Source organism: Stieleria sp. JC731 (genome assembly GCF_020966635.1).
In the GTDB taxonomy this organism is placed as follows: Bacteria; Planctomycetota; Planctomycetia; order Pirellulales; family Pirellulaceae; genus Stieleria.
Map to the genome: position 1 here is coordinate 251,732 of NZ_JAJKFQ010000011.1, position 17,097 is coordinate 268,828.

The window sequence follows — 17,097 nt, forward strand, 5'->3', positions numbered from 1 at the left end:
GATTCAAAGGATTTTCGATGAGACATTTCGTGTGTCGTCGCATGCGCTCTGCAGCGATGTTCGCCAGCGTTGGCGCGCTCTCTTTCGCTGCTTCATTTTTTCCCGCCAAATGTTCGGCGGATGAGTCCGACCGGGTTGATTACAACCGCGATGTTCGGCCGATTTTGGCAGACTATTGTTTCGCCTGTCATGGGGCTGATGATCATTCGCGCGAAGCCGGCTTGCGTTTAGACGAAGCCGAAAGTGCGTTCGATTCAGCCGCCGTTGTTCCCGGCAGCCCCGAAGAAAGCGAGATGATCGCACGGATCGAAACAGACGATCCGGATTTGATCATGCCTCCGCCACAGACCAAAAAGACAATCAGCGAAGAGCAGAAACAAGTGCTCGTTCGCTGGATCAAACAAGGTGCGGAGTATCAGAAACACTGGGCATTTGTGCCGCCTCAGGTCACCGAGCCCAAAGAAACAGCCAATCCGAATTGGCGTAAGAATGAAATCGATGACTATGTGTACTCGGCACTTAAGGATGCCGGTTTGACTCCGGTGGGCGAAGCCAAACCGAGTGTCCTTTTCCGACGATTGCATCTCGATATCACCGGATTGCCTCCGTCACCAGAAGATCGGACCGCGTTCGAAAAAGACTACGCCGATCGCGGGGATGAAGCTTACAGCGAATGGATCGATCGCTTGATGAGTCGTCCTTCGTGGGGGGAGCACCGCGGCCGATACTGGCTTGATGCCGCACGATATGGCGACACACACGGATTGCACTTTGACAACTATCGCGAAATGTGGCCTTATCGTGATTGGGTCATCCGAGCATTCAACGAGAACCAGCCTTTTGATCAGTTTGTTGTTGAACAAATTGCCGGTGATCTGCTTGAAAATCCGACCGAATCCCAATTGGTCGCGACCGGCTTTCAGCGTTGCAATATCACCACCAACGAAGGTGGCACGATCGATGAAGAGAACCTCGCGTTATACGCAGCCGATCGAGTTCAAACATTCGGTTGGGTGTTTCTCGGGCTGACAACTAACTGTGCACAGTGTCACGATCACAAGTTTGATCCGATCACCATGCAAGATTACTACTCGCTTGCAGCGTTCTTTCGAAACACCACCCAGGGACCGAAAGACGGCAACCGAAAAGAGGGTGTTGGGCCTATCTTGTATTTGCCAAATGACGACGATCGTCCGCGTTGGGATGCGTTGCCCGGTGAAATCGCAACGGCGACTCAGACTCGCGATCAGCATCGCCAAGAAACCCTCACCAAGATTGCCGGTTGGATTGAATCCGTCACGCCTTCGGATTTGCAGTCCAAGTTGCCTAGCGAAAAGCTTGCGTTTCATGTGCCATTGTCTGAAGGCCAAGGCAACGATATCGCTTTATATGGCGAAGTCGACGCAACAGTCCACGCGCGACAAAATCTCGTTTGGGAAAAGAACGGCAACCGACCGGCCGCACCTGTCATTCAAAAAGACGGTTCGATCTCGCTGGGCTCGTTTGGCAAGGTCGAGGCGAACGAAGCATTCACGCTATCGGCATGGATTCGAGTTCCTAAAGACGGTGGTGCCGGCATCATTGGCAAAATGAATCCGCCGAATGCCTATCGCGGTTGGGATTTGTACCGCCAAGGCAACGGGTTGGCCGTGCACCTGATCGATAGCTGGCCAGAGAACGCGATCAAGGCAACCACAACGGGTGACGTATTGCGTCCCGGAAAGTGGCAGCACGTCTCATTCACCTATGATGGGTCGAAAAAATATGGCGGCATCAAGCTGTATGTTGACGGTCGTGCGGTATCGCTCCGGCCGGAGATGAACACATTGAAGCCCGATGCGTCGATCTTGACCGATGTGCCATTTCAAATCGGTTCAAGGTATGCAGATCCGAGCATGGAAGGATTGTCGGTTTCCGAAGTTCGTCTCTATCGCAGAGCACTATCAGAACAAGAAGTCACCGTTTTGGCGAAATTGGATTCAGTCCTCGACTTGATCGCTCATCACCAAGCGGCCAGAACCGATGAAGCCGACAACTACATGCTTAAAGACGGTGATCGAAAACTTGTTGAAAGCTATTACTTTGATGTCCTAGACAAAGACTACGGTCAATTGGCAGCCAAGGTTGATCAGTTGAATGCGGAGAAAGCGGCGATCGAGTCTCGCAGCCCGATCACGCATATCCAGCAGGAAAAAGACACACCTGCGATGGCCAATATCATGATCCGTGGTCAATACGACCAACTCGGAGATGAAGTCGGCGCTGCAACACCAAAATCGCTTCACCCGATGCGTGAAGGTGAGCCAAATAACCGACTGGGCTTGGCACATTGGCTGGTCGATCCGGCAAATTCGCTAACCACACGAGTCACCGTCAACCGGTTTTGGCAACAGGTGTTTGGCCAAGGCCTGGTCGTCACCAGTGAAGACTTTGGTATGACCGGCGCACCGCCATCGAACCAGCCGTTGCTGGATTACTTGGCAGTCGATTTCATGCAGAACGGCTGGGACGTCAAACGGTTCTACAAGCGAATCTTTGAAAGCGCGACGTATCGGCAAGCGGCGCTCACAACCGAAGACAGTCTTGCTGCGGACCCGAGCAACGCGCTGATTTCACGAGGGCCCAAATTTCGCATGGATGCCGAAATGGTGCGTGACGCCGCCTTGGCAAGTTCACGTCTATTGTCGACGAAGATGTTTGGCCCCGGTGTGAAGCCTTACCAGCCAATCGATATCTGGAGCATTGTCGGGTTACCCGAAAGCAATACGCGTGCTTACGTCGAAGACAAAGGTGCGGGGCTCTACCGCCGAACCGTTTACAGTTTCTGGAAACGGATGGCGCCACCACCAAACATGGAAGCCTTCAATGCACCGAGCCGCGAGTTTTGTGTGGTTCGCCGCGAACGAACCAACACTCCGCTGCAAGCACTGGTCACGTTGAATGATCCGCAGTTCGTCGAAGCCGCACGCCAACTGGCGCAAAACTCGATCGCGCATGACCCCAAGGATGATGATCAAGCGATTCGCTTCGCAACCAGTTTGGTGCTCTGCCGCGATATTTCCGATGACGAGCTAGGCATCTTGCGAGACAGCTTGGCGGAGTACACCAAGTATTACGAAGGTCATCCCGATGACGCTTCAAAGCTGACCGGTGTGGGAGAAACCCCAACCGATTCGAATCTACCATCGACAAAGCTGGCCGCATGGACGTTGCTTTGCAACCAGATCATGAATCTGGACGAGGTGCTTTGTAAGTAGCCTCAATCGCAGCCAACGTTCACGACAGCTTTAAACTCACGACAAATCAACATTCAATACTGAGTCTCACGATGGATCTTAATCACCCTGCTTTCTTGACCCGCCGAAAATTCTTTACCACCGGCGGCAGCCTCTTAGGCGGTGCGGCCATGATGTCGCTGATGGGGAACGCCTTCGACAACCCTTCCGCGATGGCTTCTGAATCGGGCGTGCCTTCCGGCGGTGGGCATCCCGGTGCTGTGCCCACGCACTTTCCGCCGACGGCTAAACGAGTGATCTATTTGCACATGGTCGGTGGGCCGTCGCAGATGGATTTGTTTGACTACAAGCCTCAAATGAAAGACTGGTACGACAAAGATCTGCCAGAATCGATTCGCAACGGTCAGCGTCTGACCACGATGACCAGCGGGCAATCTCGTTTTCCGATTTCGCCCTCGAAGTACAAGTTCACGCAAGCTGGCGAATGTGGCATGTGGCTCAATCAAGAGTTGCTACCCAACCTTGCCAAAAAGGCGGACGAGATTTGCTGGATGCGTTCGCTGAATACCGAAGCGATCAACCACGAGCCGGCAATCGCGGCGATGCAGACAGGCAATCAAGTTGCCGGTCGTCCTTGTCTCGGGTCATGGGCTTCGTACGGCTTGGGTTCGATGAATGAAAACTTGCCGGCATTCGTCGTGTTGGTTGCGATCCCTAGCAACCGTGAACAAGAGCAGGCGATTTCCGCACGGCTATGGCATTCTGGATATCTGCCTGGTGAACATGCCGGTGTCTCGTTCCGAAGTTCCGGCGATCCGATTCTCTATATCAACAACCCGCCCGGGGTTCCCGATCAACTGCGTAAGCGATCGATTGAACAGTTGAATGAAATGAATCGTTTGAATCTGGAGCGATACCACGATCCCGATACCGCAACGCGGATTCGCCAATATGAAATGGCGTATCGGATGCAAGCGAGTGTTCCTGAATTGACCGATATCGCCAGTGAATCGCAGCATACGTTTGAGCTGTATGGTGAAGCGGCGAAAAAACCTGGGACGTTTGCCAACTCCGTCTTGATGGCTCGTCGTCTTGCCGAGCGTGGCGTACGATTCATTCAGGTCTATCACAACAATTGGGATCACCATGGAAACCTTGCAGGACGGATGCCAAGTCAGTGTAAAGACGTGGACCAACCATGCTATGCGTTGTTGGAAGATCTGAAACAACGAGGGATGTTGGAAGACACCTTGGTAATCTGGGGTGGCGAATTCGGACGGACCATCTATACCCAAGGTCGTCTATCCAGAGACAACTATGGGCGTGACCATCACCCACGTTGTTTCAGCATGTGGATGGCGGGTGGTGGTGCCAAAGGCGGAACGATTTACGGCGAAACCGACGAGTTTAGCTACAACATCGTCAAAGATCCGATCCACATTCGTGACTTCCACGCGACGGTTCTACATCTGTTGGGATTTGATCACGAGCGATTCACGTACCGCTATCAAGGTTTGGATCAAAAGCTAACCGGGGTGGAACCGGCCCATGTGATCAAGCCCTTGATCGCGTAAGGCGAGCAAGCTGCTTCAACCATTTGCACAGCGTTGTCGGCATCAACGCTGTCAAAGGAACTGTCGCCGCGAAAGACGAAGCATCAACCATGCGACTGGAATGTGGTTAGCAAAAGCACCTCAGCAATCTACTGAAGTGCTTTCTTGAGGAAGCGTTTCAATGCAGGTTTGGCAGCTTGTCCGAGACGATTGATCGAAAGCGTCGTTTCGTCATCGTCGCCCTGCACCGATATGTTGACTTCGGCTAGTTCCGCGACCTCCGATTTGGCGATCGAATCGCGCGACACGATCTTCACCGCATCCAGTTCACGAGTCTTGATCGACAGGCGGACTTTTCCGTCATCGCCGACGACATCAACACGGTTTGATGCGGCCATTTTTAGGCTATCCTCGCCCGCGATCTTTTCGATTTGGGTGAAAAGTCGATCAGGAAGGTTCAATGGCCATTCAGGTTTCTCGTTGTTTTCAAAGCCTTTGTGCATCGAGTGCCATTTTCGGCCAAGCACTTTCCAGATGTCGTCTGACTTTGCCGAAAGCTGACGCGAAACGCTTTTCGTTTTAGACTTCGGTTTGGGGGCTGATGCTTCAACGTCAATGCGAGTCTCCGCTGGTACTTGCGGTGGTTGCTTGCTTTGGACGGTTGCACTGGCCGAGGAGTTTGACTGCGAAAGAGCTTCGGCAAGGAATGGTGCTGTGACAGAAACATTCTTCCGCTTCTTGCCTTCACCAGTCGCTGCAAGCTGTTCTGGGGTGCCTTGGAAAACAATCTGTCCGCCTGAAACACCCGCACCGGGCCCCATGTCGATGATCCAGTCAGCGCACTTGATGACATCCAAGTTATGTTCAATCACCACGCATGTGTTGCCCAAGTCCACGAGGCGTTGCATGACGTCAAGTAGTTTGGCGATATCGTCGAAGTGTAGACCGGTGGTCGGTTCGTCGAGGAGATAAAGGGTTTGGCCGGTTCCCGGGCGAGACAGTTCCGAAGCCAGCTTGACTCGCTGAGCTTCACCACCGGAAAGCGTCGGCGCGGATTGGCCGATCGTGACATAATCGAGCCCGACATCGCATAGCGTTTGCAAAATGCGAACGATCCGCGGTTCTGACGCGAACAGCTCGACGGCTTCGCCACAGGACATCTCAAGCACGTCGGCGATCGATTGGCCATGGTATTTGATTTCCAGGACATCGTCGTTGTAGCGCCGCGAATCACACTCTTCGCAAGGCACCCAAACGTCCGGCAGAAAGTGCATTTCGATCCGGCGTTGGCCGCTGCCTTCGCAAGATTCGCACCTTCCCCCGGACACATTGAAACTGAATGTTCGTGCCGTAAAGCGACGTTCGGCTGCTTCGGGAATGGAGGCAAACAGATTGCGAATTAGGTCGAATACGCCGGTGTACGTCGCCGGGTTGCTGCTTGGCGTATTACCGATAGGTGATTGATCGACACGAATGATTTTGTCGATATGCCGCATGCCTTCGATGCGATCGAAACGCCCCGGTTTTTCACGAGCACGGTGCAGACGTTTTGCCAAAATCGGGTACAGCGTTCCTTCGATCAGTGTGCTTTTCCCGCTTCCGCTCGGACCGGTGACCGCTGTCATCACTCCCAGCGGGACTTTCAGATCGACGTCGTGTAGATTGTGCTCGGACGCGCCGTAGAGCGATAGGAAGTTCACCATCGGCTGGCCCGCATCGGTGTAAACCGGTCGGCGAGACTTCGGTACGGTGATGTGCTTGGTTCCTTGAATGTATCCACCGGTCACGGACTGTTCAGCCGGATGCAGATCGGTAGGCGCACCGGACGCGACGATCCGCCCGCCATGCCGTCCGGCTCTGGGACCGAAGTCGCACAGGTAGTCACTACCGGCAATCACATCTCGATCGTGTTCAACAACTAACAAGGTGTTACCCAAATCACGCAGCCGGTGAAGTGCCGAAAGCAATCGTAGGTTGTCTCGCGGGTGCAAGCCAATCGTCGGTTCATCCAGCACGTACAACACACCACACAGTCCGCTGCCCAGTTGTGCCGCCAAGCGAATTCGCTGCGCTTCACCGCCTGATAGTGTTGCTGCGCCTCGGTGTAGTGTGAGGTAGTCGAGCCCGACATCCAACAAGAAGCGAACACGTGATGTCACTTCACGGAGCAACTCACCGGCGATTTTCTTTTCACGCTTGTCAAGTTTCCAGGTTTTGATTTCCTGTTCCAAGCGTTCCAGGGGCATCTGAACCAAATCGGCCATTGTCAGATCGCGAAAACGGCAGGCCGCCGCTTCTTCGCGTAGACGTGAACCGTGACAAGAGCTGCAGTCAATTTCGTCGACGAACTGCTCCAGTTTTCCGCGCAGGCCGGGCGTCAGTCGCGAAGCTTCTTCGAGCGCCGGGTAAAAGCCTTTGAATTGGAAACGGAACAGGCGCTCATTCGAATCCGATTCCGGTTTGGCATCACGGTGATTCACTTCGATCCAGCGAGGACCCAATCCGTGAAAAAGGATTCGTCGATGTGTCGCAGTCAGCTCATCGTACGGGAGATCGATCGGGATTCCGGTTTGCCGCGAAAGGGCTCGCAATAGCCAAAGCGACACATCCTCTTCGACATTGGGCCAAAGGTGCGCGACACCTTTGCGAAGTGATTTGCGAGGCGAATCCAACAACGCCGCGGGGTTGGTCCCACGCTGCTTCCCCAAGCCTTCGCATTGCTGGCACCAGCCAACGGAACTGTTAAACGAAAAATGGTGGGGCGTTAATGTCGGGAACGATCGTCCACATGTGCCACAGACCAAGTGTTGACTGTGGGTGATCGTTTCCCAGTATTTCTCTTCACGATCCGAGTCCGCGATGGCAACCGAGACGACGCCGATTCCTAGCGAAAGCGATTGTTCAATGCTGTCGCTGATTCGCGATCGTTCGTCCGGATTGATGACGATTCGATCGACCACTACTTCGACACTTTGCTTCCGCCGAGGATCAAGTGCCGGCGCGTCTTCAAGGTCGACGGTTTGGCCATCGATTCGAACTCGGGCAAAGCCTTGGCTACGCAGCGACTGCCAAGTGTCTTTGGACGCTTCCCCGGCGACGACTTCGATCGGCGAAAGCAACAGTGCACGCGTTCCTTCGGGCATGGCGAGTACCTTTTCGGTAATCTCGTCGGGAGTTTGCGTGCCAACTTCGATTTCGCAATCGGGGCAATACCGTGTTCCCAGTCTCGCCATCAAGATGCGTAGGTAGTCATAAACCTCGGTGACAGTCCCGACGGTACTTCGCGGCGAATGACCGAGGTTCTTTTGTTCCAACGCGACCGCTGGGGACAGTCCGTCGATACGTTCGACTTTAGGCTTTTGAACCTGTCCGATGAATTGCCGGGCATACGACGAAAGTGACTCGACGTATCGACGTTGGCCTTCGGCATAGATCGTGTCCATCGCCATCGAACTTTTGCCACTTCCGCTTGGGCCACAGAACACCGTCATGGCGTCGCGAGGGATCTCCACGTCGACCGATTTCAAATTGTGCTGATCGGCAGCTTTGACGACCAAGTGGGTTTTTGCTTGATCGTTCGGAGGGGCCAAGTCGACGTGTGTGCGGTTGTCGGCGACCTTGGCTTTCTTCTTCGAGCGGCGCACCTGCATCACGTTTGCCAACGCGGCACCGGTATGGCTTTCGGCGCACTTTGCGATGTCGGTCGGACGCCCCGCTGCGATAATCGTTCCACCGCCGGCGCCGCCTTCGGGGCCAAGATCGATGACGTAGTCCGCTGTCTTGATCACGTCCAGGTTGTGCTCGACGATCACAACGGTGTTGCCTCGATCGGCCAGTCCGTGGATGACTTTGAGCAGCAGTTCGATGTCGGCGAAGTGCAAACCGGTCGTCGGTTCGTCCAAGACGTAAAGGGTTCGCCCGGTTTCTTTCTTGCTTAGCTCACGTGACAGTTTGATTCGCTGGGCTTCGCCACCAGACAGCGTCGGTGATGGCTGTCCAAGCTTTAGGTATTCCAGGCCAACGTCCACCAGCGTCTGAAGCTTTTCGGCGATTTTTGGGACGTTCTTAAATAGCTTCAACGCTTGCGAGATATCCATTTCAAGGACGTCTGCAATCGATGCGCCTTTGAATTCGACTGACAGGGTTTCGCGGTTGTATCGCCGTCCGGCACAGACGGGGCAAGTGACCCAAATGTCGGCGAGGAAATCCATTTCCAGCTTGGAGGCGCCGTTGCCATCACATGCCGCACAGCGTCCGCCATCAACGTTGAAGCTGAATCGGCTTGCCGTGTAGCCACGTGTTTTCGCTTCGGGAAGTTTCGCATACAGGTTGCGAATCTCGTCGAAGACTTTGACGTACGTCGCAGGATTGCTACGCGGGGTTCTGCCGATCGGTGATTGGTCGATTGCGATCGTCTTGTCGAGATGCTCTAAGCCGCTGATCGATTCATGGTCACCGACTTCGCTTTCGGCACCATTAAGTGCGTTGCGAAGTGCGGGTTCTAAAATGCCGCCGATCAGCGAGCTTTTTCCGCTTCCGGAGACACCGGTCACACAAGTGACTGTTTGTAGCGGAATCGTCGCATCGACGTTCCTTAGGTTATGGAACGTGGCCCCATGAATGGTGAGCTGTTGTTCGTGATCGATGTCGCGAAGCTGTTGCGGGATCGCGATAGTTTTTTCGCCGGAAAGGTATTTACCGGTTTCGCTGCGTGGCTTTTCACCCAGTTCGTCGGCAGAACCGATGCCGACGATCTTGCCACCACGGACACCCGGACCGGGGCCAAAATCGACGATCCGATCCGAAGCCCGCATAGTGTCTTCGTCGTGCTCGACAACGATCAAGGTATTGCCGGCGTCCCGCAATCGCACCAAGGTTTCGATCAGCCGATCGTTGTCTCGCGCATGAAGTCCGATCGATGGTTCGTCGAGAATGTACAGTACGCCGACAAGCCCGCTGCCGATTTGGCCAGCCAAACGAATTCGCTGTGATTCGCCACCCGAAAGCGTCGGCGCGGTTCTTGAAAGGGTCAGGTAGTTCAGCCCGACACCCAAGAGGAATCCGATCCGTGTTCGGATTTCTTTTAAGGCTTCCGACGCGATCTTTGCATCCGTTTCGGAGAGTTCCAAATCGACAAAGAATTCGTGCAACCGGTCGATGGAAAGGTCACACAGTTCGGGCAACGAGAAACTTTGTTGGTCACCAAACGACACGCTTTTGGTTGTGATCGTGGTTGCCGCGGCTTGTCGATTTAGGCGTTGACCGTGGCAATCAACGCAGTCGATCGTGTCCATGAACTTTTCAAGATGCCGCAATTGCATCTTGTTGTTCGTCGTTCGGTATCGATCGAGCAGTTCGGGAATAAATCCATCGAAAGAGCCAGAGTACTTTCGACTCCGTTTACCGCCTCGCCAAGTAAGTTCGTAAGTCGAGTCGCTTCCCCACAACCACAGTTTGCGAGCCTCTGCAGAAAGGTCTTGCCATTTCGTTTGCAACATCGAGCCGGATTCAAGCTCCAGCATCTTGTCCATCGCATCAGCAAAACCTTTGTAGATGTGGCGACGGTAACGACCGATGTCGCCCCACTTGCCTAGCAGCGAAATCGCACCATTGCGAATCGATTTCTTTTCGTCAGGAATGATCCGATCGGGAATGAATGTGTAAAGGTGACCAAGTCCGTCGCAGGCTTGGCACATGCCCTGAGGGTTGTTGAACGAAAACAGCTGTGGTGATGGCGGACGAAAACTCTCGCCGCAGGACGGGCATGAATACCGGGACGAGTAGAGAATGTCTTGTCGCGGATGTTCAGCCGATTCGGCATTTATTTCCGATAGTGAAACGATGACGGAGGCATCGCCCAATCGCAACGTTTGGACAACGGCCTCTTGGATGCGACCGCGATCACGAAAGTCAGCGCCGATGCGGTCGACGACAACTTCAACATCGTGTCGACGGGTTCGATCCAAAGGTGGAGGGTCAGCCAAGCGAATCGTTTCGCCGTCGACACGAGCCCTCGTGAATCCTTGTTTGCGGAGGTCTTCAAACAAGTCCTTGAACTCACCCTTCTGTGCGCGGACCAAAGGGGCCATGATCCAGACGTCACACTCTGGATCACAATCTAGGATCCGAGAGGTAATCGCGTCTGCGGGCTGAGCCGTAATGGGGACTTGGCAATTGGGACAATTCGGGGTGCCGACGCGTGCAAACAGGACGCGCAGAAAGTCGTAGATTTCGGTGATCGTCCCGACCGTACTGCGTGGGTTGGTTCCGGTGGACTTTTGGGCGATCGAGATCGAGGGGCTCAAGCCGCTGACCAGATCGACATCCGGTTTAGGCATCTGCCCCATAAACTGCCGCGCATAGTTGGACAGCGATTCGACGTAGCGACGCTGCCCTTCGGCGTACAGGGTGTCGAAAGCGAGAGACGATTTTCCGCTACCGGAAACTCCTGAGAAACAGATGAGCTCGCCACGTGGCAGCGTCAGATTGACATCACGAAGGTTGTGTTCGCGGGCACCCTTGACCTTGATTTCGGTCGTCGACATTCGGTCTGTATCAGCGATTGTGGTATACGGCAGTCCTTTTGCCCCAGTTTACCGATCCGGCCAGGAAAGGGTCAGCCCACACGGCAGGCGGGGATGTGGCTAATCGGCCCGGCGACCTTTGCTCAGGCGGGGGAGACGGGCGAATTTGGGTTGCTACGGATGTTCGCCGTACAATCCGACCCCTGCGGTGGGGATTGTCGGTTTCTCATTCATTTCTGGCCGCCGTTTTGCAAGCCTTGAAATATTTTGGCGACTGACTCGCCATCACGATTTACGACCGAAGTCGCGTTTCCCTTCGCCAAGATTCTTTACTGCTGTGCAGCTGTACTATTTCCTCGCCGTCGTCATCACACTTAGTTTTGGTGCACTTCCGGCGGCATCACAGGATGTCGACAAGGCTGTGATGTTCTCCGCCGCCGTGATTGGGATCTGGTGGGCGATGTGCTTGATGTCGGTTCGAATGGTGATCAATCTGATCAAGGCTGGGGAGATAAACGAAGACACCGCGTATGATTGGTTTGATCGACAGACCGCATGTTTGCGTTGGTTCTCGCTTGCGATCATCGCGTTGTGTCTTGGCGGTTTTGGTCTTGGACGCAGCGTCGACGAAATCCCGCTTGTGTCATCATCGGTGACCCTGCAGGCCCTTTATTTACTGACGCCGACGGTGTTGGTGATTAGCGGGTTGTGGGTTGCCGAGCATCGATTTGCTCAGCGTTTGGGTTTAACCACACCTGGCATGGCTGCCACTTTTCGTTGGATCCTATTGATGGTGCGTGCGACCATCGCATGGATTGTGGTTCCGATCCTAGCCATGCTGGTGCTTGTTGACATCGCGACCTTGTTCCCCGTCAGTGACGCTGCCCGCGGTTGGGGCTTGGCCATAACGATGATTGCTTTGGCGGTTTTCGGGATGCCCTTTGTGATCAAGCGAGCTTTTCCAAAAACGGCGATCGATCAAGAAACCTCGGAATGGATCGGAGCGATCTTGTGTGAAACGGGGATGTCGAATTGCAAGTTGGTCGTCTGGAACACGAAAGGCCGATCTTACAACGCGATGATGGCCGGATTCTTTGGTCGGTTCCAAGTCCTGTTTTTGACAGATCGTCTGGTGCGTGATTTGAACCGGGCTCAATTGGCGATGGTGATTCTGCATGAGGTCGCTCACGCTCGGCGTAAGCATGCGTTGATCCGCGTCATCGCGCTCGCCCCGGCATGGGCAGCTGGGTTGTCGATGCAGGCGATGATTCAATTCCTGATGCCTGCGAGTGCCTTGGTGGCTTGGGGGCCAATTATTGGCAACGCGCTCAGTCTGGTTGCCACCATGCTGATCATCCGGCAGGTCAGTTACTTTTGTGAACATGATGCCGATGCGGTCGCTTGCCAACTCGCCGTACCGGTTTCTAAATGCGTCAGTGATGTCCCTTCATCTGTTGACCAGGCCGGTCGAAGTCTGTCATCGGCGCTTGTTCGGGTGACCGAGGGAGCCGAGTGTGCCCGTCGTCCCAGTTGGCTTCACCCTGGCATTACCCAGCGGATCGAAGCGGTCCTTGCGTAGGCCTTTTAGGGCTTCGGTGAAAGCCGAACTCGAACGGAAGCATCGGCATTCTGTTGGTCGCCGGGCTTCAATTGCCGAGCAGATCCCCGGAGATCGATTCCCAGGGAAGGCCTTTTCGCCGGAATTTGCCTCCGAACGAATTCACCTCCGAATGTTGTCGCCTCCGCACTTTGGTTGTCTGCTGGCGTTTGGCACTGGCCGATTGCCTATACTGTAGGGATGCCCGTCTGCAGTAGCCCTGCCTGCAGCGGTATTTGTAAACGGCGACAATGTACGTTCAGGCAATGAAAGTTACGTCGATTGCCGTTGTCCCTCCAAAAACATGTCCCCACCCAAGGAATCGAGATGAGAAAGGTTTTAGCCTCGGCGTTCGCAGTACTTGTCATCGCTGTTGCGACCACCGTGACCGCAGACGTCAGCTTGGATGGAGTGAAGTGCGTTGTTGCCCCCCGTCCAGCAAACCCAGAAAAGTCGGTCGATTACAAAGAAGGAAAGGTTTTCTTTTGCTGTGGTAACTGCGAAGCCAAGTTTGCCAAAGACAGCAAGCCTTTCACCCTGAAAGCCAATCAGCAATTGGTTTCGACGAAGCAGTATGAGCAGAAAGCTTGTCCGCTAAGCGGCGGCGACATCGACGAATCGACAGCGGTTAAAGTCGAAGGAACCAAGGTCGCATTCTGCTGCAACAATTGCAAAGGCAAGGTTGAGAGCGCCAAAGACGGTGAAGCCAAAATGAAGTTGGTTTTCAGCGACAAGGCATTCAAGAATGGCTTCGCCAAAGTAAAAGCCGAAAAAGAATAGTCTGCGTTCCGCAGCGATCTGTTAAGATCTTGTGAGGCTCGGTCTGCGAAGTCAACGCAAGTAAGAGTGCACGGAAAGGTCCGATGAGAGGACGCCCTCGTTGGTCTCTATGCGGACTTTTATGTGTGACTCTCGACCGGACTCGGATACAGGATTTGTGACGCCCTGGGTTAACTCAGGGCGTTTTTTTGATGACCATCTAATTAGGTTTGGCGATGATGCGTTTGTTCGTCCACTGCAGGTTTGCTTTGATGTTGCTCGCTCTATCGCTGCCGACCTCGTTAGGAGTCAACGCTTCTGCAGCAGAATTGATCGAGCCGGTGAGACCTTTCGTGGAAAAAGTTGAGACGTCTTTAGATGACCTCTCGAAATCGCGAAAACAGTTTTTGCAATCGATCGCCAACGACGTCGCCAAACGAATTGAGTCTGAAGGCAAGGCGGAGCTGAACTTCATTTGCACTCATAACTCACGTCGAAGTCACCTTGCTCAAGTCTGGTTTCAGACAGCCGCGGTTTACTATCAGGTTCCCCAAATCGTGACATATTCAGGTGGGACTGAGGCAACCGCCTGCAACATTAGGACGGTGCAGGCACTTCGTCGAGCTGGGCTTTCGATTGTCGCAACGTCGCAGCAGTCCAATCCGATCTATCTCGTTCAGTGTGCCGAAGACATGGCTCCGATGCGAGCATTTTCGAAGGTCTACCACAGCGAAGGAAACCCGCAAAAGGGCTTTATCGCGATGATGTGCTGTTCCGATGCGGACGAGGCCTGCCCTGTTGTGTTGGGCAGTGACGCTCGGTACCCGCTGCACTATGAAGATCCCAAAGTCGCTGACAACACCGATCAAGAAACATCTCGCTACGATGAACGCTCGCTGGAAATCGCTCGCGAGATGTTCTTCATCGTCCGTCAGGCAGCTGAACAGGTGAAACGCTAAGTCGGCGTGCGCAAGAAACCGCTCGCGATCCTGGTCGACTGGCCCTACAATTAGTAGGGCGCAATGCTGCAACACGTCGCTGAAGATGGCAGCAATCATCGGTGGCCGAGAAGTTCACTCGAAACAAATGCCTGTGGGGATCGAGCGATGCCGGTATTGAAACGAGCCAGTTTGATTGGACGCTTAAGGTGGCAAAGTCTTCGTTGCCAGGCCTTCATCGTTGGCTTTGGGATTTTCGGAGGACTGGTCGCAGCGGAAGCTCACGGGCAGATGATCCAGTCGACAACTCCGATGACTCGGTTTGGGACTGGTTTCAATGAATCGTTTGGGCTGAACTGGAGTCTGCGCGGGCCGAACTTTTTCGCGCAGTCACCTGGCTTGGCGACGTCACCCTTTGGCAATCCAGACCCAAATGCAGGACTAAGAACTGGAGCAAGCTTCTCTAGCGGAGGCCTTCGCGGTTCAATTGGCTTAAGTTTGTCACAGGGGAGTTCGTCGCAAATCAGTTCAACCGTTCCGTCGATCACAACGATGAATGGGTATCCAGGGTCGATCCAATCGCAAACCCTTCGTCCATTCGTCACCGGCATCAATCCGGTTGTTGCTGGCGGAGGCTATGGGCAGCCTGTACATGACAATGTCGCGGCTCAGGCGGCATCGATTTATCAGAATGCTCAGAACCAGTACCTGCAATCCCGCGTTGCTGCCAACCTGCAATCGAAACAGCGGTCTGCCGAAGAAGCTTTACGACGCGGTATCGAAGCCGAAGAGTCGGGGAACCTTCGCAAGGCACGCGCGAACTACCGAAAAGCCTTGGCGTCCGATCAAGGCCCATTGCGGATGCAGATCATGGCTAGGCTGCAACGATTCCAATCACGCTGATAGGGGCGTATTCGCTGCCGAAGATCATGGTGTCGACCTTATGACACGTCGCTAGAACTCGCGATCGTGTTGTCCAGCTAAGAGTCTCTTTGGTCAGGCAAGCTTACTGCTGACGCGATTTCAAAAACTCATCGGTCGCTTGTTTGTCGACACGGATAAAGTGGTCGCGAAGCGGGGGGAACACGTCGCCTTCGATACTTTGCAGTCGCAGCTTCTTGGTCGCACGTCTGGGCATGTGGCAATCAACGCAATTCTCGGACAGGCGAATCCCATCGGGAGCATCGAATTGGCAATCGCTCTCGTCTTGGTGGCAGGTCATGCAGCGTTCCGAAAATAGCTTGGCATCACCGCGTTCATTATGGTGCGGATCATGACAATCGATGCACGACATCTCTGTCTCGATAAAGCAACGGCTCTGCGAAAGACGCATCTGCTGGTTGCTGGTGTGGACGCTGTTCTTGGCGTTTTCTTCTTCGTCGAGCGGCTGGTAGTGATCGTCAAGCTGATCTCCCGGTCGAAAGCTAAGGCCGGCAGATTTTAGTTGTCGCGAGCCACCGTGGCATTGACCACAAATTTGCATTGAGAGTTCACGTTCAAGGCTGCCGGGATTGACGATCGATTCCCCAGTCGTTGCGTTTGGAGACGATTGGTGGAACGCGACGTGTTCCGCAGCCGGGCCGTGGCACCGTTCACAGGTAACACCATAGATAACGTCTTCCGGAGTGTAGTGATTCGGCGGCGCCCGAAAATCAAAATAGGTCATATGACAATCGAGGCAACGCTCTGGAACTGGGCGAGCGTACGCGGCATCGCCGTCAATGTATCCAGGACTGTTGATCCATTGATTGCCGTCAGTGATGTGGGTGATGTTGTGCTGATAGAGACCATCACCATGCCAGTACAGATAGGTTTGAGCCATCTTGGAGGATCCGACGATGATCTGCATTGGGACTTCAAACGTCCAGTTGTGAAAATGAACTCGCTGCAGGAATTCGTTGTCACGATTTACCATTTCGAATCGAAGGTTGGGATCGCTCGATTGAACGGTGTTGCTTCCAGGGCTGAATGAGCCGTCGATGGTGTCTGCAGTGACGGGACGCGTTGTCAGCGCATGAGCCGTTTGAACAAAGGTTTGATAGATCTCCGCGTGGCATTCTTTGCACTGTTGAGGGCCAACGAATCCGGGGTTGGTGTTCTTGTTGGCACGATGGGCGCTGACCTTTGGTGATTCTCCTGGCTTAAACGGGATCTCTACGCCGCCACCATCTTCATGTTTGCCGACAAACCAAATGTTATCGGTAGGAATCTTGGCAACAACCAAATCGGCCGGCGGAGCTGTTGAGGGGTTCTGCTGGCTCGGCACATCGAATGTTCGAGCTTTGCGAATCTGTTGAAATTGATCGTCGGCCTGCTTGGCCTGGTAGGCGTTAAAGCCAACCCAAGCCAAGAACGCGAGTAGGGGCAGAATCAGCAGCAATCGCTTTGAATTCAATGAATCAATCCCAGCGTGATAAGAAGCAAGGGGCCCCAATAAACAATCGAATCAATGCGTTCGTTTTGGAATGATCGAAACGTTGGTGGGAACCG

At 54.0% G+C, this 17,097-nt stretch carries 8 protein-coding genes; 6 read left to right on the forward strand and 2 right to left on the reverse strand.

From position 1 onward, the window contains the following. Positions 1-17 precede the first annotated feature (17 nt). Together LOC67_RS18000 and LOC67_RS18005 are read left to right on the forward strand one after the other, a co-directional pair. On the forward strand, positions 18-3,257 hold the full coding sequence (locus LOC67_RS18000; protein WP_230264058.1) for a DUF1553 domain-containing protein: 3,240 nt from the start codon (positions 18-20) through the stop codon (positions 3,255-3,257). Positions 3,258-3,328: 71 nt separating this feature from the next. Further along, positions 3,329-4,810, forward strand: coding sequence for a DUF1501 domain-containing protein (locus LOC67_RS18005; RefSeq protein ID WP_230264059.1), 1,482 nt, complete (start codon positions 3,329-3,331; stop codon positions 4,808-4,810). 128 nt (positions 4,811-4,938) lie between these two features. Here LOC67_RS18005 and uvrA read toward each other — a convergent pair whose 3' ends face one another. Beyond that, positions 4,939-11,334, reverse strand: coding sequence for an excinuclease ABC subunit UvrA (gene uvrA / locus LOC67_RS18010; RefSeq protein ID WP_230264061.1), 6,396 nt, complete (start codon positions 11,332-11,334; stop codon positions 4,939-4,941). A 187-nt stretch (positions 11,335-11,521) separates the two neighbouring features. Here uvrA and LOC67_RS27625 point away from each other — a divergent pair, with 187 nt between their 5' ends. From LOC67_RS27625 to LOC67_RS18030, 4 genes are all read left to right on the forward strand, one after another. Beyond that, entirely contained in the window at positions 11,522-12,892 is a 1,371-nt protein-coding gene (locus tag LOC67_RS27625) for a M48 family metalloprotease (RefSeq protein WP_230264063.1), read from the forward strand. Positions 12,893-13,237: 345 nt separating this feature from the next. Then, complete coding sequence (locus LOC67_RS18020; RefSeq protein ID WP_230264064.1) at positions 13,238-13,690, forward strand: hypothetical protein; 453 nt, start codon at positions 13,238-13,240, stop codon at positions 13,688-13,690. Between the two features lie 320 nt (positions 13,691-14,010). Beyond that, positions 14,011-14,628 (forward strand): protein-tyrosine-phosphatase, encoded by a 618-nt coding sequence (locus LOC67_RS18025; RefSeq protein WP_230264065.1) that lies wholly within the window; start codon positions 14,011-14,013, stop codon positions 14,626-14,628. A gap of 156 nt (positions 14,629-14,784) precedes the next feature. Then, entirely contained in the window at positions 14,785-15,510 is a 726-nt protein-coding gene (locus LOC67_RS18030; RefSeq protein ID WP_230264066.1) for a hypothetical protein, read from the forward strand. 103 nt (positions 15,511-15,613) lie between these two features. Here the strand turns inward: LOC67_RS18030 and LOC67_RS18035 are convergent, their stop codons facing one another. Beyond that, the gene (locus LOC67_RS18035; RefSeq protein WP_230264067.1) at positions 15,614-17,002 is read right to left on the reverse strand and encodes a multiheme c-type cytochrome; all 1,389 of its coding nucleotides are present in this window, start codon (positions 17,000-17,002) and stop codon (positions 15,614-15,616) included. Positions 17,003-17,097 lie beyond the last annotated feature (95 nt).

Coding starts and splice junctions, on each gene's coding strand:
- LOC67_RS18000 (WP_230264058.1), top strand. CDS start 18: ATGAGACATTTCGTGTGTCGTCGCATGCGCTCTGCAGCGATGTTCGCC.
- LOC67_RS18005 (WP_230264059.1), top strand. CDS start 3,329: ATGGATCTTAATCACCCTGCTTTCTTGACCCGCCGAAAATTCTTTACC.
- uvrA (WP_230264061.1), bottom strand. CDS start 11,334: ATGTCGACGACCGAAATCAAGGTCAAGGGTGCCCGCGAACACAACCTT.
- LOC67_RS18020 (WP_230264064.1), top strand. CDS start 13,238: ATGAGAAAGGTTTTAGCCTCGGCGTTCGCAGTACTTGTCATCGCTGTT.